At 33.4% G+C, this 21469-nt stretch carries 23 protein-coding genes and 1 tRNA gene; 11 read left to right on the forward strand and 13 right to left on the reverse strand.

Features of this window, described 5'->3' with window-relative positions; all coding sequences use genetic code 11:
- The first annotated feature begins 73 nt into the window (after positions 1-73).
- Complete coding sequence (locus H1X92_RS15050) at positions 74-892, forward strand: polysaccharide deacetylase family protein (protein ID WP_370520710.1); 819 nt, start codon at positions 74-76, stop codon at positions 890-892.
- Between the two features lie 78 nt (positions 893-970).
- Here H1X92_RS15050 and H1X92_RS15055 read toward each other — a convergent pair whose 3' ends face one another.
- Complete coding sequence (locus tag H1X92_RS15055; RefSeq protein ID WP_180561007.1) at positions 971-1444, reverse strand: DUF1003 domain-containing protein; 474 nt, start codon at positions 1442-1444, stop codon at positions 971-973.
- Between the two features lie 593 nt (positions 1445-2037).
- Between H1X92_RS15055 and H1X92_RS15060 the strand changes: the two genes are divergently transcribed.
- Positions 2038-2403: a hypothetical protein gene (locus H1X92_RS15060; protein ID WP_180560900.1), complete on the forward strand. Its 366-nt coding sequence runs from the start codon at positions 2038-2040 to the stop codon at positions 2401-2403.
- 239 nt (positions 2404-2642) lie between these two features.
- Here H1X92_RS15060 and H1X92_RS15065 read toward each other — a convergent pair whose 3' ends face one another.
- The 6 genes from H1X92_RS15065 to H1X92_RS15090 all read right to left on the reverse strand — a co-directional run bounded on the left by H1X92_RS15065 (position 2643) and on the right by H1X92_RS15090 (position 7083).
- Positions 2643-3080, reverse strand: a complete 438-nt coding sequence (locus tag H1X92_RS15065) for a tail fiber assembly protein (RefSeq protein WP_225505536.1) — start codon at positions 3078-3080, stop codon at positions 2643-2645.
- A gap of 2 nt (positions 3081-3082) precedes the next feature.
- Positions 3083-4093, reverse strand: a complete 1011-nt coding sequence (locus H1X92_RS15070; protein WP_180560902.1) for a gp53-like domain-containing protein — start codon at positions 4091-4093, stop codon at positions 3083-3085.
- 97 nt (positions 4094-4190) lie between these two features.
- Positions 4191-4463, reverse strand: coding sequence for a hypothetical protein (locus tag H1X92_RS15075; RefSeq protein WP_180560903.1), 273 nt, complete (start codon positions 4461-4463; stop codon positions 4191-4193).
- 93 nt (positions 4464-4556) lie between these two features.
- Positions 4557-4700, reverse strand: coding sequence for a hypothetical protein (locus tag H1X92_RS15080; protein WP_180560904.1), 144 nt, complete (start codon positions 4698-4700; stop codon positions 4557-4559).
- Between the two features lie 533 nt (positions 4701-5233).
- Positions 5234-5914 carry a hypothetical protein gene (locus H1X92_RS15085; protein WP_180560905.1) on the reverse strand — a complete coding sequence of 227 codons (681 nt, stop codon included), beginning with the start codon at positions 5912-5914 and terminating at the stop codon, positions 5234-5236.
- A 188-nt stretch (positions 5915-6102) separates the two neighbouring features.
- A complete protein-coding gene (locus H1X92_RS15090) occupies positions 6103-7083 on the reverse strand; it encodes a hypothetical protein (RefSeq protein WP_180560906.1) in 981 nt (326 codons plus the stop codon).
- Between the two features lie 457 nt (positions 7084-7540).
- On the opposite strand from H1X92_RS15090, the gene H1X92_RS15095 reads away from it, so the two are divergent.
- Complete coding sequence (locus tag H1X92_RS15095) at positions 7541-7855, forward strand: hypothetical protein (protein ID WP_180560907.1); 315 nt, start codon at positions 7541-7543, stop codon at positions 7853-7855.
- Positions 7856-8028: 173 nt separating this feature from the next.
- Positions 8029-8247, forward strand: coding sequence for a hypothetical protein (locus H1X92_RS15100; protein WP_180560908.1), 219 nt, complete (start codon positions 8029-8031; stop codon positions 8245-8247).
- Positions 8248-8595: 348 nt separating this feature from the next.
- On the opposite strand, the gene H1X92_RS15105 is transcribed toward H1X92_RS15100, so the two are convergent.
- A tRNA-Ser gene (locus tag H1X92_RS15105) sits at positions 8596-8683 on the reverse strand.
- Positions 8684-8865: 182 nt separating this feature from the next.
- Between H1X92_RS15105 and H1X92_RS15110 the strand changes: the two genes are divergently transcribed.
- Positions 8866-9195, forward strand: coding sequence for a TusE/DsrC/DsvC family sulfur relay protein (locus H1X92_RS15110; protein ID WP_180560909.1), 330 nt, complete (start codon positions 8866-8868; stop codon positions 9193-9195).
- Positions 9196-9198: 3 nt separating this feature from the next.
- On the opposite strand, the gene yccX is transcribed toward H1X92_RS15110, so the two are convergent.
- Positions 9199-9486: an acylphosphatase gene (gene yccX / locus H1X92_RS15115; RefSeq protein WP_180560910.1), complete on the reverse strand. Its 288-nt coding sequence runs from the start codon at positions 9484-9486 to the stop codon at positions 9199-9201.
- A gap of 201 nt (positions 9487-9687) precedes the next feature.
- Here yccX and hspQ point away from each other — a divergent pair, with 201 nt between their 5' ends.
- Positions 9688-10008 carry a heat shock protein HspQ gene (gene hspQ, locus H1X92_RS15120; protein WP_180560911.1) on the forward strand — a complete coding sequence of 107 codons (321 nt, stop codon included), beginning with the start codon at positions 9688-9690 and terminating at the stop codon, positions 10006-10008.
- Positions 10009-10057: 49 nt separating this feature from the next.
- Here hspQ and H1X92_RS15125 read toward each other — a convergent pair whose 3' ends face one another.
- The gene (locus H1X92_RS15125) at positions 10058-10471 is read right to left on the reverse strand and encodes a CoA-binding protein (protein WP_180560912.1); all 414 of its coding nucleotides are present in this window, start codon (positions 10469-10471) and stop codon (positions 10058-10060) included.
- A 158-nt stretch (positions 10472-10629) separates the two neighbouring features.
- On the opposite strand from H1X92_RS15125, the gene H1X92_RS15130 reads away from it, so the two are divergent.
- Positions 10630-11088 carry a methylglyoxal synthase gene (locus tag H1X92_RS15130; protein WP_180560913.1) on the forward strand — a complete coding sequence of 153 codons (459 nt, stop codon included), beginning with the start codon at positions 10630-10632 and terminating at the stop codon, positions 11086-11088.
- 82 nt (positions 11089-11170) lie between these two features.
- On the opposite strand, the gene helD is transcribed toward H1X92_RS15130, so the two are convergent.
- Positions 11171-13225, reverse strand: coding sequence for a DNA helicase IV (gene helD, locus H1X92_RS15135; protein ID WP_180560914.1), 2055 nt, complete (start codon positions 13223-13225; stop codon positions 11171-11173).
- A 127-nt stretch (positions 13226-13352) separates the two neighbouring features.
- Between helD and yccS the strand changes: the two genes are divergently transcribed.
- Positions 13353-15503: a YccS family putative transporter gene (gene yccS / locus H1X92_RS15140; RefSeq protein WP_180560915.1), complete on the forward strand. Its 2151-nt coding sequence runs from the start codon at positions 13353-13355 to the stop codon at positions 15501-15503.
- A gap of 63 nt (positions 15504-15566) precedes the next feature.
- On the opposite strand, the gene H1X92_RS15145 is transcribed toward yccS, so the two are convergent.
- Entirely contained in the window at positions 15567-16166 is a 600-nt protein-coding gene (locus tag H1X92_RS15145) for a TfoX/Sxy family DNA transformation protein (protein WP_180560916.1), read from the reverse strand.
- Positions 16167-16651: 485 nt separating this feature from the next.
- Between H1X92_RS15145 and sulA the strand changes: the two genes are divergently transcribed.
- Positions 16652-17167, forward strand: a complete 516-nt coding sequence (gene sulA / locus H1X92_RS15150; protein WP_180560917.1) for an SOS-induced cell division inhibitor SulA — start codon at positions 16652-16654, stop codon at positions 17165-17167.
- A 379-nt stretch (positions 17168-17546) separates the two neighbouring features.
- Entirely contained in the window at positions 17547-18590 is a 1044-nt protein-coding gene (gene ompA, locus H1X92_RS15155; protein WP_180560918.1) for a porin OmpA, read from the forward strand.
- A 119-nt stretch (positions 18591-18709) separates the two neighbouring features.
- Here the strand turns inward: ompA and matP are convergent, their stop codons facing one another.
- Positions 18710-19159, reverse strand: coding sequence for a macrodomain Ter protein MatP (gene matP / locus H1X92_RS15160; protein ID WP_180560919.1), 450 nt, complete (start codon positions 19157-19159; stop codon positions 18710-18712).
- Positions 19160-19711: 552 nt separating this feature from the next.
- On the opposite strand from matP, the gene H1X92_RS15165 reads away from it, so the two are divergent.
- On the forward strand, positions 19712-21451 hold the full coding sequence (locus H1X92_RS15165) for an AAA family ATPase (RefSeq protein WP_180560920.1): 1740 nt from the start codon (positions 19712-19714) through the stop codon (positions 21449-21451).
- Positions 21452-21469: the final 18 nt, after the last annotated feature.

Below are 21469 nucleotides of genomic sequence, written 5' to 3' on the forward strand. Positions count from 1 at the left end.
ATTAAATACTTGCCATTATGCTAATAATTGAGTAAAAATAGTTTATTACCTATTAATCTATGATTTTATTAATATAATGAATGCAACAACTATTCCTATTCTTATGTACCATCATGTTAGCCCGTCTCCCGGGTTAGTTACTTTATCGCCAAAAACCTTCACCCAACAGATGACATGGTTAGCTAATAGCGGCTGGAAAACCCTTTCGACAAAAGAATTAGAGCAATTTTATCAGGGTAAAGCTTTTCCACGCAAGAGTGTCGTGATCACTTTTGATGATGGTTATTTAGATAATTGGGTTTACGCTTTTCCTGTGTTAGAACAACTGCAGCTTAAAGCCAGTATCTTTCTTATTACAAAAGATATTGGCAATGGTCAGGTTAGAAAACTATCTAATATTAAATATTCACACCGTGAATGTGAAGCAAAGATACGTAACGGTCAAGCCGATGATGTTATGCTGCGATGGTCAGAAGTTGAGCGCATGCAAGCTAGTGGATTAATCGAATTCCATAACCACACTCATTCACATTTACGTTGGGATCAATTGGAAACTAATATTGAAAGACGCCATGCAGCATTAATTGCAGATATTGAACAATGCCGTAATATGCTTATCCAACAACTTGGTTATTGCAGTCAGCATTTATGTTGGCCACAAGGATTTTATAATCGAGACTACGCAAAAATTGCCAAAGAGCTGGGATTTAATTATCTCTATACGACTGAACGTCGTATGAATAAAGCTTGCCAACCAGAACCTTGGCGATTAGGACGAATTAGCACCAAAGAAAGAGAAGATACTCGGTGGCTAAAACGTCGTCTTTTCTATTACTCTACACCAATTCTCTCTTCACTTTATGCTTTACATAAAGGACCTAGATATACTTAATGCAATAAGCGCTATTTACTTTAAACAAAGAGCCAGTTAGTAAATAAATTTATTGTTTGCCATTTTGCCAAATAATTTTTATTTGCGAGTACGGCTTTCTAGTTGAATGGTTAAGCTTTCAATGCGCTCGGCCATTTCTTTCGTTAATTTGGTTAACTCTGTATTTTGTTGAAGTAATACAAATAATTGCTCAGCGTTATATTCGGCAATAGCTTGCCTTTGCGCCGTTGCTTCAGCTAAATCTTCTCTATGTTGAGCATCAGCTATCGCATGTGCTTGATCACGTTCAGATTGCCGAGTTTGTGCAAGTAATATTAACGGCGCCGCATAGGCTGCTTGCAGACTAAAAGTTAAATTCAGTAAAATAAACGGATAGGGATCAAATTTAGTGATCCCTGTTATATTAAGATAGATCCATACAGCCACAACAACAGTTTGCCCAATTAAAAAACCAGGGGTGCCAAAAAAGCGCGCAAATGCTTCTGCCTTAAGAGCAAACCATTCATCACCAAATGTATGATTATGGCCTTTAAGCGGCTGATAAAAGCGAATTTTTTATGTTCCGACATAAGCACCAACTCCCCTATGATAAAAACCATTCTAATTATCTATTTGCAAATCTAGTTTAAAACTAAAAACAATAAAATTAGCAAATACAATATAAATAAAAAGTATAAACCAATTTTCTGTCATTGCTGAAAACAATGCTAACCCCGCTGATTATTATTTTATTAAAGTAATTTTGTTTATTATCAATTTTTTTAAATACTTTTATCATTATTTCATAAACTTTAATTTAATAATTTCTCTCTCAGAAATGCTATTCACAATTAACATTACATTACCTGATATAAAAGAAATAAAGTTACGAACGTTAATTAAATAAAAAAACATAAAAATTGATATAAAAAAATAAATTTATTAAAAATATAATCTCATTATATTGTTAATTTTTAGTAACTACGTAAAAATAAAATATAATTTTTTAATTTATATGTTAAATTACAAAGAATAATATTAGTTATAACATAACTTTTTTTAATAAAAATTAATTCGTTAGATAACAAATAAACGAATATCATTCATTTTGTATATACATAGAGTGAAAGTACTTAATTTTTTTACAAAATAATGGAGCAATTTATATGAATCAACAAAATGATATCTGTCTAAATACCGCAGAATGGATCAAAGATGCTGCCTATCAAAATGGTATGCGAGTAAAATGGAATAATGCTATTTGGCAAGCAAAATGGTGGATCAAAGGCACTGAACCAGGATATCCTGAACCAGGCAGCGGTGAATTACCTTGGGAAAAAATAAAAAATTGTGATGCTGATTTATGTTATACAGCCACACCGTGGCTAAAAGAGGCAGCTTACCAGATCGGAGCTCAAGTCAAATGGAATAAAGCTGTTTGGGAAGCAAAATGGTGGAGTAAAGGCACTGAACCAGGCTTCCCAGAGCCAGATAGTGGCGAATTCCCGTGGAGAAAAATAAAAGATTGTTAAAAAAGCATTGTAAAATAAATCACAGTAATCTTCTGTTTTTTATTGGCTAAAATAGACTATTTTTAATCTGATCTAACAGATGTCAAATTATTACAAAACAGCTGTTAGATCAAAGGTAATTTATATTCTTACTATATTAACTTTACTATTTCAAATAACTAACTTGCATTATAATTAAAAATAGTATTTCATAAATTAATGATTGAAAAATTATTCTAATAACAAATAAAATAACTTTTTTATTTAGGCAACTTTGGCCATTTGATATTAGGCGCAATTGATATATCTATACGACTTAATAGCACGCGATAGGTTTTCCACTCCATCAATTTTTTATATTCTTCATCAGTTGCTATATTCAAATCAATGGCATCCTGTAAGGGAGCTATGATCCCCGCTGCATTTTGCATTAATTCAATTTTTGTATTTTCTGCATCTTTAATTAATTCATTTTTAGATTTAGGTGGAATATCAATCCAAATAGGTGCGCCATTTTGATCTGCACCTAACATTTTTCCATCAGGCGGCGCACAAAGTGCATACTCTTTATATATATTAAAAGGAATTTTAGTCGCTTCATCATCCCAAGTCCCAGCACTAATGTAACTATCTTTCAAAGATTCAGATAACCAACATAATTTTGTTGCACTAAAGTAATAAACATTATCTTCTTTCATTGTTACCATCCTATTGCAATCCATCTCATATCAACTAGTGGAGAAGCATTACTGCCATTAGTTACCTTGGTTTGGCGCATGGTAAAGCCACTATTATTGGCATCTAATATATTAGGCGTATACAATTCAGTTAGATTTGAATTAGAGTTGAAATTAGCGACCCCCATACTGGCCAAAGCATTAGGAAAAGTAATAGGAAAGAAATTTCTTGAACTATTTTTTCTAGGAACACGTCCCCATTGAATAATTATGCCCGTGTAAGGCTCTTTCATCCAACCATTTACCGCTTTTTTAGCGCTCCATTTAATACCAACTAATTTAGCATCAATCTGCTGCTTATTATAATTATCCTCTTGAATAGCAAATGTTCCTTGCTTTTCTGGTAAATAGATAACTTGATGGGTATTATTATTGCGGATAAAAAATTTATGGGTATTTCTTGCACAAACTAAGTCATAGTCAGCTTTGTCTGCACCTAATCTGATGACAGCATCGCTGGTAGGATGAATAGCGTTAAAACCATAAGCAGTTATATGATCTAAAGTATTAGTTGCAGCTAATGTACTTGAATAAGTAGGAAATGATATTGAATACTTAATGTTGTTATTACTATTTCTAGCCACTACGTTATAAGCACTATTACCAGAAATATACAAAGATACCTGCTGGACATTATTTTTCATTGACATACCAGCATAATGATCTGTTTTCACTAAATCTAAGGCAGAAAATTGCACAGCCCGACTATCTTTAACTTTAACAAATTGATTATCAATTTCCTTTTTTGTATATGAGTTAACAACAGTTTGTATCCAGGCACCAGCCTTTATCCCACCTGACGATACGGGTGTAGAATTTTCAAAAACCCGTTTTGGTAACTCACCTGCCCAGCGGTAATATCTATTTTCTTTCTCATATTGCAATGCATGATAACGGCTTGTTATTTCAAATCCTTTTTCAAATGAATCGACTAAAATATAATCAGACATGCCTGATTGATTAAGATCAAACAAGGTCGGTTGACCATTTTGATCAAAACCAAGCTGCTTATTTTTACGGTTTTTTGCATCAGGTAATGCAGGTATATCAATGTCATTAACCCGTATCGATCTAATCCATATCTTTTATAGCAGATTGCATTACGCCAAGGTTAACCGCATCATTATCATTTTTAGGTTGACTAATATTAGAAATACGATAATTCTTAGCATCAAAATAATTTGCTAGCTTACTTGGTTGCTGCAGCAGTAGCGACGCATTTTCTAACACTTGTTGAACTAACATCGTGAGATAATCAAATGCATTTTCATGTTGTTTGGCATGAAATTGTTTGCATTTTTCAAATGCTATCTCTTGTTTTGCTGGTAAACGTCTCTCTATCAATAAATGATTTCCATTAAATAAAGGGGATGACAAAATGATTTTGCCTCCTTCGTCACAATTAACACCGATTACTGTATAATCCTTATTTAATGTCTATCTTTGTGCATGATCACCATTGCCATCAGTCATAATGACAACTAAATGATGCTCACTAATTATTTTAAATTTATAATCAAATTCAGTTGTAGCGCAATCGCCAATATATTGGTTGGCACAAACCTCAGTAACTACCGTCATTATTGCTATCCTCCTTTTAACTAATAATGCAATAGCGATAATAAATCCTACACAGAAATAACTAAATGATCCTAAAACTATCACCGATCTATGCCTTTAGCTAACCTCAGTGCTTAGGATCGTTGTTACTATCTTTGTTCTAGTCAATATAGATGATAACCACAATAAATCTTTTAAGAAATAATCAAACCCAGGTGTAATACCGTTATTAATATCTTTATGTTAAATACAGTGATTAACTCATTACTACTATTTTGACTGTATATTGATTAATGAGATAGCAATAATATATTGTTAAAAAATGTTATATTTGATGGTAAAAATAACGACAGTGGTAGTATTATTAGTAACCATCATTTTAATAGCGAATAGCGATTAACATCGCAAAATTCAATGGGTTTGGGTGGTTGGTAGCTTTACAGAAATTTTTGCGATTATGCGTTATTTTATTATTAGGTAACAGCCTTCTTCAGACTGGTTTAGCGGGCTTATAAATAATAATTTTAATATATCAATGTTAACTAGTTCTTTTACTATAATGTTTCGCTAGTACCTGATAAAGACAGAAAATCATTGACGCTTTGTTTTTCCAGTCCAATTTCTTTTATTTCTTTACCTGAAGGAGAAACCAGAACGTAGATATCATAAGAACCACCACCAGATCTATATTTATGTTTATTAGCAATTATATAACCTTGATATTTACCACTTTGAATAATATAAAAAGAATTACCGTTTGTGATAAATTTTATATCATCAATAGTTATAGGAATATTATTAAACATATTGATTATCTTATTCCATGTTATTTTATGTATTGCTCCCGAGGTAGCCCATGCACTGGATAAGAAATAAACATCTTTTTTTATTAAAAAAACATCGACTTGTCTGATACTTTTAATATTTTTTTTGATATCCCTATTTGGCATTTCACCTAAAATTTTCACGACCTCACTCGGCGTTGCCAACATTAAAAATGAACCTGCCTTAGAGTTAGCAGCAAAAATAACTGTTTTATTATCCAATATGCGAAAACTGTTAATATTTAATTGTCGCTCTGATGCCATACTATCAATATAGTTTAACGTTGATAGACATAAATTATTTCCATATAGGTGAAAGCCTTCTTTATTTGACATAGTGCAACTCGCTGCTAATCCAATAGTAGGAAATAATATCATTAATATAAAAACATAAAATTTTTCTTTAAGCATACACCCTCTATTTATGCTTTTTTTGACGGTTTTTTATGGTAATAAATAAACTAAATTGATAAAAATAAGTGATGTATAAAATATATTTAATAATATAGGCTTGAAAAATTAATTAAACAACTCTTAAAGATATTTACTCGCTAATAAGTTTATGAGCAATTCACAGCAAAAATAACTAACTTAAAATGTTAAAAGTTCCAAGCAATTCCTGCCATAAACATATCTTGATCTTTATCATTAAACGAAACAACACGATTAAAGCGAAGATTAGTACTTAAATGACTAACTAATTGATAATTTATCTCTAAGCTAATGACGCCGGCAAAATCTTTTTTGTTCTTTATTTCATGCCTATCATCGTTATAATAAGGACCAATACCCGCACTAATATCCCAATGGGTTAATATCGGCATGACATACCAAATCTGGCCAACAACCCCTTGCCTATTAACTAGACCATTATCCCCTTCATAAAGGTAACTCACTGAATAAGCAGCAGCATCATTGATTAAATGCTTAAACTCTAGTTGGTGACCCATTTTTAATGGTAAATTTGCCCGATTAGTTTGCGAAGTCCCTAACCAATAACTTATCTGCATATCTTTAGTAGGAAACGAAGATGGTAGCTCATTTTGAAAGTTTGCACCAAAACCAACCATGACTGAATCTGTTGTAAAAGAATTAAGCATTTGCACATGATTATATTGGGCTTTAAGAAAGAATCCATCTGGAATAAGGTAATAAATAAACGCGACTGAACCATAAATGCCAACTCGTTTATCATTATATTCTTGTTTATTACGGCGAGTTGTATTCATACTAAAATAGGGACCAACTGAAAAATCTAACTGTATTCGTTGATTGAAATCAACTACGCCAGTGCCTATAACGGCAAAACCGTCGCGATAATTATTATTTGGATGGCCTTCATTGAGATAAACCAATGAAGCGAAAAAATTATCTGCTATTTTTTCACTAAAGCTTACCTGATAGCTTCCCCAATTCATTCCGCCACCTTCACTCGCCCAACCATTTCCATAAGCCAAATTGAAAATAAATTGTCGTGACTTTATATCTTTGTTTTCATTGGAAAGTGCAGAGGAAATAAAAAGAAACAGATGACCGATTAAAGCAATGCAAAAAAACCATACCTGTTTTTTCTTTATCATTTTACCTATCTTATACTTCAAGCAGTTAATTATTATTATAGACAAAATATGCCTGCTAACATTTTTCGCAGCACAAAGTAGCAGTATGCTGGCTTTTATATTTACTGTGATAAGCTATCAATTAAGACATTAATAATATCTGCAATTATTTATTTTGACTTTCACGTTATATCTCTGTGGTAATAACAAATGGCGATATAAAGAACTCATTGTTAATAGTAAAATTTATAAAATGATGACTTTAAGTGGGTAATTAAAAATATAAGAACATTTAACTCTGTCTTGCATTATCAACAAGTACAACACAATAAAATGCAAATATCACAAACATTAATTTTCATTTATTTAACATAAAGTAAATATTATTTTACAAATAAATAATTTTTGACTATCTTTTGTTACTGATAATTTATTCATACAAAAATAGATAAACAAACAACTTAGCATAAGGTAAATTATGAAAACATTATCTAAAGTTTTATTTATTACTGTATTGTTTTCTTTTGCTACTTTTAATAGTTCAGCAAAAGTTGATAATTATGTTCAAAATTATCATGGTAGTCACGTCGGCCATGGTGGTGGTCATAGTGGTCATGCCAGTCATAGTGAGCATACTGGTACACATGGTGAACATGGTCATTCTGAAGGTCATGGCGAACAACAGGAACATGCGGATCTTAGTAGCCCAGATCCCTCTTTTTATCCGCAATTTACTGATACTATAACCCCTTGTCAAAATGCACAACACGATATTTCTCTTTGTGATTCTTAAGATAATTATCAATAGAAGCCTCTATATCTGTTGCTGCCTAAACGGTAGCAACAGCCAGCTTTTGCTAAAAAATAACCATCCAGCAAAAAATGGCGCCAAAATAACACAACACAATATTGCTGAAAATAAAATTATTATCGAATATAGTTTTAACCATTTAAAGAGAACAAATTATGAAACAACTCGTTAAAATATTTACTATTACATCTGTTTTAGCTATCAGCTTGCTGGCTTTTGCTGATAAAAATAATTTATCAGATGCTGATAAAGATAATTCTTCAGATGAAAAAATAGCGACCGAAATGGCATGCGACACTCAGTTTGGAAATGGAGAACCACTAGGTTCAACAACTGAAAATGGTCAAAAAATAAATATTTGCTCTAGATTATAATAGTAAAATTATTTACCTCTTCTTAAATATTAATAAGAGATCAATATATTAATGACAATAAAGTAAAAGAAAAATCTAACTCTACAAAATACAAACAACTTCTTTATATCCATTATGGAATATATTTGGAAGAAGAAAAATGGAGCCATAGGTAGACGGAATAAAAAATATTATAAATCAACTAGTTTTAATAGTAATTGATTATTTAAATTTCATTCATTGCGCTATTTTTGAGTTTAGGGAACTTCAACCAATTGGTTAAAAATAGTAGTAGTAATAGTATGCAATAAAACTCACTGAATTACTGTAGCTCTATCCGTGATCAGCAGAGGTTGCTAAAAGCAGAAATGGCGGAGGAGGAGAGATTCGAACTCTCGGATGGTTTCCCATCGGCGGTTTTCAAGACCGCTGCCTTTAGCCGCTCGGCCACCCCTCCGCAATGTTCAAAACTATAAACACAGCTTGAGTAGTTGTAAAGCCTTATATAATTTAATCGCTTTATATTTATGCTATAAAGTGATTATTTGCTTAATTTATCGGCATTTTACGAATATACTTGGGTAAAAAGCTCAATTTTGCTAAATTAGCTATACATTTTTTTAAGCTTAGAAATATCATATGTTTATATTTGAAGGTAGTGAAATTAAAACTGATGCTGATGGTTACCTTAAAAATAGCCATGAATGGTGTGAATCCATGGTATATCTATTAGCTAAACAAGAGAATATTATATTAACAGAACAACATTGGGAAATTATTCGCTTCATTCGCGAATTTTATTTCGAATTCAATACTTCACCGTCTATTCGTATGTTAGTAAAGGCAATTGCTAAAAAATATGGTGAGGATATTGGCAATAGCCGTTATCTTTATGGCCTTTTTCCAAAAGGACCAGCAAAGCAAGCTACAAAACTTGCCGGTTTACCTAAGCCGGTAAAATGTATTTAACTATTACAATGAGTGTCGAATATGAAAATCGACTACCTCTTTTTCAACATGACACTCTTCACTTTTATAATATTCAATTTTAGCACCTACTGGCCCACCCGCTTTTAACCAATCCTCTAATTGTTGAATTTGCTCTAATGTACCGAAAGCTTTAATGTTGACACTACCATCATAGCGATTATAAACATAACCATATAATCCATGTTTTTTCCCCCAATGTAACGTATGATAGCGAAATCCTACACCTTGAACTCGCCCATATATATAGTAATTTCTACCTATCTTTCGCATTTTAGTGCTCTCTTATAATAAATAATAACTTCAACATATTGTTTTTTGTGTAAACAACAGATACTCTCATAGTATAGAGTTTTTAATCTATATGGATTAGAGCTTTTAAGAAACTAGCGTAACAGAGTGACCTGCTTGAAATTTATATTATTACCCACATATCATTACCTATAGAATATGTAAGGCTTCTAGGAGGTAGCTATGATGACTACCAGTAAATTTAGTATTGGGCAACAAGTAAGGCACAAACTCCTAGGTTATCTTGGAGTAATAGTCGACGTTGACGCCGAATACTCGCTGGATAAACCACAGGATGACGATATTGCAGCTAATGCAGCTCTACGCTCTGCTCCCTGGTACCATGTCGTTATGGAAGATGATAATGGTGAACCTATTCACACATATCTGGCTGAAGCTCAGATTACTTATGAAACCTCTGATGAACACCCAGAACAGTCGTCTTTAGATGAGTTGTCGGAATCGATTAAAACTCAACTGAGAGCACCACAATTACGTAATTAACTAATTAAAGCAAATCAATGGAGATGATTAGTCTATCATCTTCCTTGATCTATTTCTCTAAACCTAAGCGAGGTATTTCTATTTTGGGGCATGCGTTCATCACAACTGCTAATCCAGCTCGCTCAGCTATTTTTTTAGCTTCTTCATTAATAACACCTAATTGTAGCCAAAGTACCTTTGCATTAATAGCGATTGCCTGTTGGCTAACTTCTAATGCTGCCGCTGAATTTCTAAAAACATCAACCATATCAATCGGATATGGAATATCAGCTAATTGAGCATAAACTTTTTGTCCAAGTAATTTTTTTCCAGCTAGTTTTGGACTAACAGGAGTCACATTATATCCTTGATTTATAAGATATTGCATAACTTTATAACTTGGACGTTCGACATTATCACTGGCGCCAACTAATGCTATAAATTTTATGTTTGTTAAAATATCTACCAGTTTTTTCTCAAGCATTTATGCCAACTCCATAATTTAAAAATAATAACCTACACTATGATATAAATCGCAACAAAGTGCTACTACACTTGTCGAATCTGTTGAGGTAACTCAATGAATAGTAGATAGTGATTTAGTTGCTATCTTAGCAAACATCTATCAATGTGAGGAGCTTTATGGAATTCGTTATTCGCCGATTAAAAAAAAATAAAAATATTGCGCTAGTTGCCCATGATCACCGTAAATTATCACTATTAGCATGGGTTCAAAAACATATTTCGGTGCTAAAAACACACAAATTATTTGCTACTGGTACCACAGGTAACTTGATCCACCAGCATACCGGATTAAAGATTATTAATATGCTCAGCGGGCCAATGGGAGGAGATCAACAACTTGGTGCGATGATTGCCGAACAAAAAATCGATATTTTGATCTTCTTTTGGGATCCATTAAATGCAGTTCCACATGATCCTGACGTAAAAGCACTTCTTCGTCTCGCTACTGTATGGAATATTCCTGTTGCCACTAATATAGCAAGTGCTGATTTTATTATCACCTCACCAGCTTTTGATCACGACACTGAAATTGAGATCCCTAATTATCAACAATACCTTGAGACACGTATTAACTAATAATTTTAATTTATTAATTACAAATATAAATTCTTCGCAGAAATTTAGTTAAGATAATAAAAAAGTGACAATAAAATAAGAATTATGGTCTTTTCTGTCGTAATACACCTAATTTTTTCAATTGCTCAACAAAAACAGACGGGGTTAATTTGTCATAAAGTAAATAAACTCGTTTTTTAGCTCGAGTCAATGCAACATATAATAATCGTCTATCTTGTCGATCAGGAAAAATAGCAAACTTTGGTAATAATACTTTTTCTATTGCAGACTCAGGTTGACAGATCGGAAAACCATCTATTCCATGCTGTAAGCCAAGGATGATAACATAATCGGCCTGACTCCCTTTTGCCGCTTGGATAGACATAAAATTAATGTTTAATTTTGGCCAACGAATATTAGCTTTTTTAATCACCGCAGGATGTAAATAAAAATAACGCGATAAAACGAAAATTGTCTCTTCTTCTGTAACATAACCACTCATTTTATTAAGTAAATTTTCCAGTTGTTCCTCTGGTAATAAAACTATCGATTTTTTATTTGCTTTAACCAAACTTCTTAATGGTCTAATCTGCTGCTCAGGATCCATTTGTATAAATTGATTAGCAATTTTAGCAGTGTAATCGTTAAAACGGTAAGTAGTATCAAGTGTACAGTAAACTCCGTTACCAAAATAATGTTCAAAAGTAGTCATTAAATTTAATTTTGCTGCCGAAAAACGATAAATTGCTTGTCCATTATCACCAACAGCAAACATGTGCGTTTGTCTATTCTGTTGGCGTAATGACTGCAGTAACTGCATTTCTAATGGCGATAGATCTTGGAATTCATCAATCAGAATATATTTCCATGGGCTTATAAATTTTCCTTTATGTAATAAATTAATTGCTTGATGTATAAGCCCTAAGCTATCAACCGCTCCCTCAGCTTTTAGCGTCGATTTCCATATTTTAACAATAGGTGCTACTAATCGCAGCTCCATTTGCAGTTGCTTGCTCTCTGCTGGCGTTGCTAAATCACTTATAGTTTTCTGGCTTCCGCCATGTCTACGTAGTAAATTAAGCCAATTATCTAAACGAATTACCACTCTTTCTGCTAATTGTTTGTCATGCCAAAACTCACCGCTAGCAATATTCCATCCTAATTCTCGCGTTAAATACTCACGCCAGCCCTTTGCCTGCGATTTTTTTTCATGACACTGCCTTTGCCATTCACTAATCAGCAACTTATATCTTTTTTGTTGGTTAACTTCTAATTCACTAATCGTGATATTTTTATTACTGCTAGTTTGAATAATATGCAGTACCAAGCTATTAAAGGTTTTTGTGTGAAATGCCTGCTGTCCTAAATTAGTCTGAACAAGTCCATCCATTTTTTTTGCGGTTTTATCATCGAAAGCAAGTAATAAAATCTGTTCAGTAATAGCCTGCTGCCTGAGTAAAAGCCAACCCATTTTCGCTATCAAAACAGAGGTTTTACCACTACCTGGCCCGCCCAATACTAAAATATTTTCTTCGCTGTTAACTACACAATTGACTTGAGATAGGTTTAACGGAGTAATGGTAAATCGCTGAAAAAATTCAGAGTACTGCTTAAGCAAACGAGCGACCCAATATTGATTAATATCATACAGTGACTGATGGCTCAAATTAAGCCAATGCTGGCAAACAGCAAAATTTTGGCGACAGTTTACAAATTCATTTAAACGTACAAGCGGTATAGGAAGGCTATTTAATCTGTTATTAATTTGGTTTTGCAACTGACTAAGTTGTGCCTGGGTAAACCAACTATCCTGAATTAAGTATTTTTCAATTTCTTGCACTTGTTCAGATAAAATATCTGCACAAATCAAACTCATTTCTTGGCTCCATTTTTTCCAAATATCCATAAGATAATGAAAAAAATATTCGGTTTCCTTCCATTCAGTACCGTGTAAACGAACCACCTGGTTGTCAGGTAATTCAAATTCAAGCTCTCCCCAAACAATACCTCGCTTACAACGTATATCAATAAGTTGATTAAAAGGAATGAGATACTGATGGTTTTCACCACTCACTTCAACACCAGCATTTAATAGGCGAACTCGATTATAAGGATGTTGAGCTAAACGCTGACCTACATGTGTCGATTTCAATTCCATTACACACTACCTTAGCTAAAATATGTTAGGCCATGGCAAGAAAAAGTTTTTTCTCTTTAATAAACCTTATAGGTTATTATGGATGCTTTATATTATTAATTAGTACGCTGACAAATTAGGGGTTATTGTGCTCACTATGTTCTCTGGCTTTCGCCACATATTTTATAATAGCAATATCCTTTATTATATCCGAATACTAATTGCGCTCTCAGGAACAGCATTAATTCCTTGGATTTTAGGTGAGCAGCTTAAAATAACTATCCCTTTAACACTGGGTGTCGTTGCCGCTGCATTAACAGATCTTGATGATCGATTTATTGGTAAGCTTCGTAATATCGCCATCACGTTATTATCATTTCTGATTGCCTCTATCTCTGTTGAGTTACTGTTTCCCTATCCCTGGTTATTTCTTATTGGATTAGCGATATCGACTTTCAGCTTCACATTCCTTGGTGTTTTGGGACTACCCTATGGAACAATTGCTTTTGGTGCACTTCTGGTCGCAATCTACACCATGCTTGGAACGGCTATTTTTACAATTTGGTATCAACAACCAATATTGTTACTTATAGGTGCCATTTGGTACTATTTATTAACAATTATCAGCCATATTTTTTTTCCTATTCAGCCCTTACATAATAAATTAGCCCAATGTTACCAACAACTTGCTATCTACCTGGCTAATAAAGCCAATCTATTTGATCCTGAGGTTGAAAAAAATTATCAACAATCAATCTTTGATCTTGCTATGGCCAATAGCAAGCTGGTCAATACGCTGAACCAAATGAAAGTAACCTTGCTAAGCCGCTTAAAAAATAATAAAAACCAAACAGGGACTAACAATAGCTTACATTACTATTTTATTGTCCAAGATATACATGAACGAGCTAGTTCATCTCACATTAAATATCAAAACCTAAATCAAGATTTTCCCCATAGTGATATTCTGTTCCGGTTCCAGAAATTACTATCGATGCAAGCTGAAGCATGCCAATTGGTTGCTCACTCCATTTTATCGCACACAAGGTATCAGCATAATACAAAATTTAAAGATGCATTTGCTAACCTAGAAAATTCGTTGCAACACCTTACACAACAATATCCTAACAACAAACAAATAAACACTCTTTATAACCTATTAGTTAATCTCAAAGAGATAGATACTCAACTTAATAGTATTGCTGTCGAGCAAATAGAAATCTCATATAGTCAAACATTGACTGAAACACAACTTTCTGACAATTCGCTATCTAACATTGGCGATTTTTGGCTCACAATTACTAATAACTTAACACTTAATTCAACCCTATTTAGACATGCTATTAGAATGTCAGTAGTATTGTGTACGGGTTATATTATTGTTCAATGCTTTAATCTACCTCAAGGTTATTGGATATTATTAACCAGCTTATTTGTATGCCAACCAAATTATCTTGCAACTAAGAATTGCTTAATATTGCGTATTATTGGAACCATTGCCGCTATTCTAATTGGCTTACCACTACTCTATTTTGTCCTCTCGATAGAAGGGCAACTCTTGCTCATTATTATTAGTGGCGTGCTTTTCTTTACCTGCCGCAATAGTCAATATGCCCAAGCCACCTTATTTATTACTTTGCTGGTTTTGCTTAGTTTTAACTTATTAGGCGAAGGTTTCACCGTTATGCTTCCCCGAGTAACGAATACATTCATTGGCTGTGGCATTGCTTGGATTGCAGTAAATTATATTTGGCCTGATTGGAAATTTCGACAACTGCCTAAAGTACTGCAACAAACATTACACAGTAATTGTCGTTATCTTGCCGCTATTTTATTTCAATATCATCAAGGCAGAGATAACAGTGTCAATTATCGCATTGCTCGTCGCGACGCCCATATTAATGACGCAGAACTGGTTTCTGTGTTATCCGATATGCTTGCCAGAACGAAAACTAACACTCTTTCCCCAGAAAAAATTTTTAGATTACTCTGCCTTAATCACAGTATGTTGAGTTATATTTCAGCCTTGGGGGCACATCGGGAACAACTTAATAACCAGACTGTTTTATCTATTCTTGATAATACAATTGCCTATATTGAATCGGCGTTGAACTTTGCCTTATTGAATAATCAAGTAGTCAAAGAGTTAAATAACCCATTAATTCAACGCTTCCAAACAATACAATTAGGAGAAAATAACAAAGAACAACTTATTGTTGAGCAATTATTATTATTAATTAATCTGTTGCCAGAAATCACCTCTCTAATTGTTTTTATTAACCAACAAGAGCCAGACTAAAATCGTTTTAATTAGTAAATTTTTAAACATAAAACCATAAAATCATTTTCTTGGTGTATTTCTTTACGTTAAGCTATTGTACCAAGTAATTAATTCAATTTTTATTGACTCAGGAAGTACCGCAATATGATAACCTTCGATAGCACCCGCTAATTCAAACAGTAATTTAATACTCAAATTCACTTTCTTCTGTCTTAATTTTAAATAGCAAGCTTTAGCACCTAACATTTTCAAATAGCCTACATCGCTAATGCCTACTTTTCCCAATGCCCTTTCTATCGACATATTCATATTAGGCAAATCTTTGATCCTAATATGTAAAAGCTGTTTTTGAGATAATTCTTCTACTGCTGCTTTATAAGCGAGATCAATGTAATAACATAAAAGTAAATTATCATTCCAAAGCATCTCATTGATAAAAAAATATTTTAATATAAGAGGAACACCTTTCTTGGTATAAACCAATTTTTGCAACCCAGATACTTCAAATTGAAGTTCAGCAAATAAACAACCTCGTAGATAAAACTTGCCATCCAATACCTGCCCAATAATGACATGATTGACTAGAATACGATAACCACCGAAATGCGGTTTCTGTTTTATATGGCCATAATTTTCCATTAGCCTTTGCAAACTAGAAAAACAAGAATCAAATAAAAGCATAATTGCCACTCTCCATGTGAACGCTCACAAATCTAATATTTTTATACTTCTCCATATTTAAATCAGTTAAAATAGCAAGAAAATTTATTAAGTTATTTCTCCCACTTTAAAAACCTCTATGTTATTGCAAAACCTCATATACAAAAGGCGACGAACAAAACCTTAAGCATCGTTTAATATTCAATTAAATATAGCCAAATAAATATCTTACCAATTACAAAACCTAACTTAGCTACTACCGTTTATATTTAATACTTATAATAAATAAATCGTATCCTATATCCACTTAAATCATTAATAGTTAATAAAAATATTCTACTTAAAAGGTAAAATAGAAAAATACGCCATCTTATCCAAACTGCAACAATTAAGTGTTCAATTAAGCGGAAAAGTTAATTTTTTGCGAAGCGCTTTGTAAAAATTGGCTTGATATTGTATGAATATACGATTACTGTATGCATATACAGTGTTAAGCTGAGGTCAATATGAATAACGACACATGCAATTATCCAATAAAAACAAAAAATCAACCTAATAATGTTCAAAATTTACTATTACCAAATTATAGAAATGTGCCAGTTTATTTAAACGGCGCAGTTAATGAATGGGTATATAATGAAAATAATCCTATGGTTGAAGTACTCCTAACATCACTATTACACCGACTTAGCGATGAATCTCGTTGGCTATTATGGCTAAATCCTAAGCGAAAATTAAGCCGCAATTGGTTGTTTAACTCAGAGTTACCATTGAATAAAACCATACAGATAAATTCGCTAAGCCCAGAAATGAGTGTTGTTGCCATGATAAAAGCATTATCTAGCGGCAACTGCAGTATTGTCTTAGGATGGTTACCAACTTTATCACCATCATGTTTACAGCATTTAGAGCATGCAGCACAGATAGGAAACAGCATCGGCTTTGTTATGCGGCCTGAAAATACAAATTGCCAGCGCAGACATCCTAATCAACTAAAAATTCATTCTAATTATTATCACTAGTCTAGATTAGGATTATTCCTAATCTGATTGATGAGTTATAAACCACAATAGACAAAAACAAAAAAACATAATATAAATCATTTGGTTAATTGATTAATCATGGCAATCTAGTTATAAACTATATCTATAATTCACCAATTGCCTTTTAAAAAGTTAATGAGATTAATGTTTCCTCTACTTGTAACTTTTGAAGTTCGTTGTAGACTTTACAACGTTAAGGTAGTGCTTTGATTCTACTTTTTATTTGAATGATTCCTTAGACAGATAAAGTAGAGACGAAGATAGTAGAGCGTAATAACTTAACAAGCATTTTAAACCATACGGCTTATAAAAAAGCTCAAGAAGCTGATGCCTATATTGGATGATAACGAGGCGTAAAATGAAAAAGATAGCTATCGCAGTAGCAGTGGCAGCTTTCGCAACTGCAGCCCAAGCAGCACCCAAAAATAATACCTGGTATACCGGTGCTAAATTAGGTTGGTCACACTTTGAAGATACCGGCTTTCATCCTTACGGTGATAATGTTGGTAGTGGTAAAACTAAGCGCGATCAACTAGGTGCTGGTGCCTATCTTGGTTACCAACATAATCAATATCTCGGTTTCGAATTAGGTTATGACTGGTTTGGCAGAATGAGATATTCGGGTCAACCAAATAACGGTAGTCTGAAATCGATGGGTGTTCAATTAACCGCTCGTCTAAGCTATCCAATCACAGACGAATTAGATGTCTATACTCGTCTTGGTGGTATGGTATGGCGTACTGACGCAAAAGCAAACGTAGAAAATCAACCCTCTTTTAAAGAGCATGACACTGGTGTTTCTCCAGTTTATGCGCTAGGGCTTGAATATGCTATTACCCCAGAATGGGCAACTCGTTTAGATTATCAATGGGTTAGCCATATTGGCGATAAAGATTCACTGTCTGTTCGTCCAGATAACGGAATGTTGAGCGTTGGTGTTGCATATCGATTCAATCAAGAGCCTGCTCCTGTAATTGTACCAGCACCAGCTCCAATCGAAAACAAACGCTTTACTTTACGTTCTGATGTTTTGTTTGAATTCAATAAGCATACATTGAAACCAGCAGGTAAAGCTGAACTTGATAAGTTGTATAGTGAACTGACTAATCTTGATCCAACTCAAGGGCGTGTTATGGTTCTTGGCTATACAGACCGTATTGGTTCACCATCCTACAACAAACCTTTATCTCAAAAACGTGCACATGAAGTTATGAGCTATTTGATTTCTAAAGGTATCCCTGCGAATGCAATTAGTTCACAAGGCCGCGGGGAAGAAAATCCAGTAACCGGTAGTACTTGTAATAACGTAAAACCTCGCGCTGCATTAATTAACTGCTTAGCGCCAGATCGCCGCGTTGAAATCGAGATCCAAGGTTCTACAGAGGTAACTCCGCAACCTTAATATCGCTTTAAGAAATTAATTATTTCCAATAAAATAACCCTTTCTTCTAGGGTTATTTTTTTGCTTAAAATTTTTTGCCAGAAGACTAAAAAATTGCATTTAAAATTATATCTTTTGCTCTAGTCACCCAGTATGTTTTGTAAATCCTGTTTAAATGTTGACATTTGGTTAGCATACTGGTCTTTTCTTTCAGCCTCTTCTATAAGATGCACAATAGTTTCAGATAGTGTACGGCCTTGTTTTCTTGCTAGAATAGAGAGCCTTTGCCACACTAGGAAATCTAAATCGATAGATTTTTTGCAAGAGTGTTGATGCTCGGCATTAAAATGTCGCTTTCTACGAGCTCTAATCGTCTGCTTCATTCGATTAGATAAATCTGGCGACATATGATTTTTTATCCAGTTTATCACTTTTGTTGGAGTGTTTTCTAATTTCAACAGTTGTTCAATCGCATCCTGAGCGGCGCTTTTTTCAATATACTTAGTGATATTTTCACCATCCCGATACTTTTTAACCAGGTAATCCCATTTCCAACCACATTCAAGATTTTCAAGCTGTTGATATTTCATAATCATCTCTGTGACAACGTAACTTATGTAATTATAACCACTTTTAGAAATAAAAACGTTTGGTTTATTTAACCAATTTAGTAAAATCTTAGTAAGAAATCACACTTATATTGAAATGTTAGCAAAAAATATAATTTTTCCTATTTATGCAAGTCAATTAACAAAAAATCATAATTAATGCGATAGAATATAATTATTCTCATTGATAGTTTGTTATTTCCACTGTGTTCTGAATTGAAATGATACATTATATCTACTGTATTAGTGGTTTCAGAGCGTAAGTCATTAGCGTACTACTTGAAAATAAAATTATATTTAAAATATACAAAATTAATAGTGGCATAAATTTAAACAAACGTTAATATAATCATTCATCGTAAAAATTTTATAATGCTGGAAACAGATATCTTGTTTTCATAGTAAGATGTACCCTGTTTCTCTAACTACAAACAATAGCGTGTTTCTAAAATATCTTCTATCTTGACGCTATATAATCAGGATATTGAGGATAATTTATAAACTTTTTATTTAAATTATAAGTTGAAAAATAGCGTGATTAGTAACGAATTAATATGGCAGAATTTAACACCTGATTATGAACCTTATCTTAATCTTTTTGCTTCTGCAGATAAACTAGATAATGCCACTTTGGCCAGCATTCAACCCAGATTGTATAATAGTCTTAAAAGGTTTTTATCAACATCAGCCTATTCCCCCTTTGCTGTCATTAGAGCAGTAGAATGCCATAGCTACTTATCTGAATTAGCAAAATGCATTAAAAATATTAATCCATCCTCAGTGACTATCACTGGCGATTATCAACAATCAAATGGAAGATTTCATTGGCAAGCAGATACTAAAGGAGCATTCACGCCTTGCCACTCAGTCTATTTCTGTAATTGGATAGAAATGCCTCAATTATTTGGTAGCGTCCATCAACATCAAAATAGTGTTCACCTAGAGCCTGGACTATTACATAAAATCAATGGTGGAGTATTATTACTTTCTGTTAGTACATTATTAACGCAGCCATTGATGTGGCAGCGTTTAAAACAGATGGTAATGCAAAAAAGATTTGAGTGGCTTCCAGCCAATGATAATCAATTTTTACCCTATCCAATTGATTCAATGCTACTTGATATTAAACTTATTTTGGTTGGCGATGATTTTAGTCTTGAGCAACTTGAAGTAAAAGAGCCTGAACTTTTTTCGCAAGCTACCTATGGCGAATATGAATTTGAATTGGATTTTGAACATAGTGGTCAATTATCGCTATGGATGCAATTTATTAAACAAATTCTTGCTGATCACCAATTCCCTGCTTTAACTACTGATGCGTGGCCAATCTTTATTACTCAAGCAATTCGATATACTGAAGACAAATCAACCCTACCGCTAGATAGAGTCTGGCTCATTCGTTGTTTAACTGAAGCAAATCAATTTCAACATGATAATCAACTAACAGCAAAATCATTTCAAACAGCAATGCAACAACGCGAGTGGCAACACGGTTACTGCGCAAAACTTAATCTAGATGATATTCTGCAAAGGCAAGTTTTTATCAAAACTGAAGGTGAAATGGTTGGCCAAGTCAATGGATTATCTGTTATGCAGTATCCAGGACATCCAGAGCTTATCGGTGAACCAGCACGAATTACTTGTGTTGCACACTTTGGCGATGGTGAGTTTACCGATGTAGAACGTAAAGCTGAGCTAGGTGGTAATATTCACGCTAAAGGCATGATGATTATGCAAGCTTATCTCAATTACGAATTAAAACTTGAACAGCCTCAACCCTTTTCTGCCTCAATTGTATTTGAGCAGTCTTACCATGAAGTAGATGGTGATAGCGCATCATTAGCTGAGCTTTGTGCATTAATTAGTGCACTTTCTCTTCAGCCTATCGATCAGCAAATTGCTGTTACAGGTGCTGTAGATCAATTCGGCTATGTACAGCCTATTGGTGGTATTAACCAAAAAATTGAAAGCTTTTTTGATGTCTGTTTCCAGCGCGAATTAACCGGCCAGCAAGGTGTTATCATTCCTATGGCTAATATTCGCCATTTATGTTTAAAAGCCGATCTAATTGAAGCAGTCAAATCTGGCGTATTTCATATCTGGCCAGTTGAACACGTTTCTGAAGCAATTTCAATTTTGACAAAGCATGCTTATTATAAGCAACAGTATGATACAAATAATTTACATCTGTTAGCTTTAATACAAGAACGAATTACTCAAGCTAATAATCAAGAAAGACCCAAGTTTATGGGCCTTCTAAAGTGGCTAAATTAAATAAAAAATAGCTGATCG

Source organism: Arsenophonus endosymbiont of Apis mellifera (assembly GCF_903968575.1).
Lineage (GTDB): Bacteria > Pseudomonadota > Gammaproteobacteria > Enterobacterales > Enterobacteriaceae > Arsenophonus > Arsenophonus apicola.

What these genes read in the sequence shown, in the direction of transcription:
- H1X92_RS15060 (WP_180560900.1), top strand. Translation starts at nt 2,038, where the DNA reads ATGAATCAACAAAATGATATCTGTCTAAATACCGCAGAATGGATCAAA.
- H1X92_RS15065 (WP_225505536.1), bottom strand. Translation starts at nt 3,080, where the DNA reads ATGAAAGAAGATAATGTTTATTACTTTAGTGCAACAAAATTATGTTGG.
- H1X92_RS15080 (WP_180560904.1), bottom strand. Translation starts at nt 4,700, where the DNA reads ATGACGGTAGTTACTGAGGTTTGTGCCAACCAATATATTGGCGATTGC.
- H1X92_RS15085 (WP_180560905.1), bottom strand. Translation starts at nt 5,914, where the DNA reads ATGCTTAAAGAAAAATTTTATGTTTTTATATTAATGATATTATTTCCT.
- H1X92_RS15090 (WP_180560906.1), bottom strand. Translation starts at nt 7,083, where the DNA reads ATGATAAAGAAAAAACAGGTATGGTTTTTTTGCATTGCTTTAATCGGT.
- H1X92_RS15095 (WP_180560907.1), top strand. Translation starts at nt 7,541, where the DNA reads ATGAAAACATTATCTAAAGTTTTATTTATTACTGTATTGTTTTCTTTT.
- H1X92_RS15100 (WP_180560908.1), top strand. Translation starts at nt 8,029, where the DNA reads ATGAAACAACTCGTTAAAATATTTACTATTACATCTGTTTTAGCTATC.
- H1X92_RS15110 (WP_180560909.1), top strand. Translation starts at nt 8,866, where the DNA reads ATGTTTATATTTGAAGGTAGTGAAATTAAAACTGATGCTGATGGTTAC.
- yccX (WP_180560910.1), bottom strand. Translation starts at nt 9,486, where the DNA reads ATGCGAAAGATAGGTAGAAATTACTATATATATGGGCGAGTTCAAGGT.
- hspQ (WP_180560911.1), top strand. Translation starts at nt 9,688, where the DNA reads ATGATGACTACCAGTAAATTTAGTATTGGGCAACAAGTAAGGCACAAA.
- H1X92_RS15125 (WP_180560912.1), bottom strand. Translation starts at nt 10,471, where the DNA reads ATGCTTGAGAAAAAACTGGTAGATATTTTAACAAACATAAAATTTATA.
- H1X92_RS15130 (WP_180560913.1), top strand. Translation starts at nt 10,630, where the DNA reads ATGGAATTCGTTATTCGCCGATTAAAAAAAAATAAAAATATTGCGCTA.
- helD (WP_180560914.1), bottom strand. Translation starts at nt 13,225, where the DNA reads ATGGAATTGAAATCGACACATGTAGGTCAGCGTTTAGCTCAACATCCT.
- H1X92_RS15145 (WP_180560916.1), bottom strand. Translation starts at nt 16,166, where the DNA reads ATGCTTTTATTTGATTCTTGTTTTTCTAGTTTGCAAAGGCTAATGGAA.
- sulA (WP_180560917.1), top strand. Translation starts at nt 16,652, where the DNA reads ATGAATAACGACACATGCAATTATCCAATAAAAACAAAAAATCAACCT.
- ompA (WP_180560918.1), top strand. Translation starts at nt 17,547, where the DNA reads ATGAAAAAGATAGCTATCGCAGTAGCAGTGGCAGCTTTCGCAACTGCA.
- matP (WP_180560919.1), bottom strand. Translation starts at nt 19,159, where the DNA reads ATGAAATATCAACAGCTTGAAAATCTTGAATGTGGTTGGAAATGGGAT.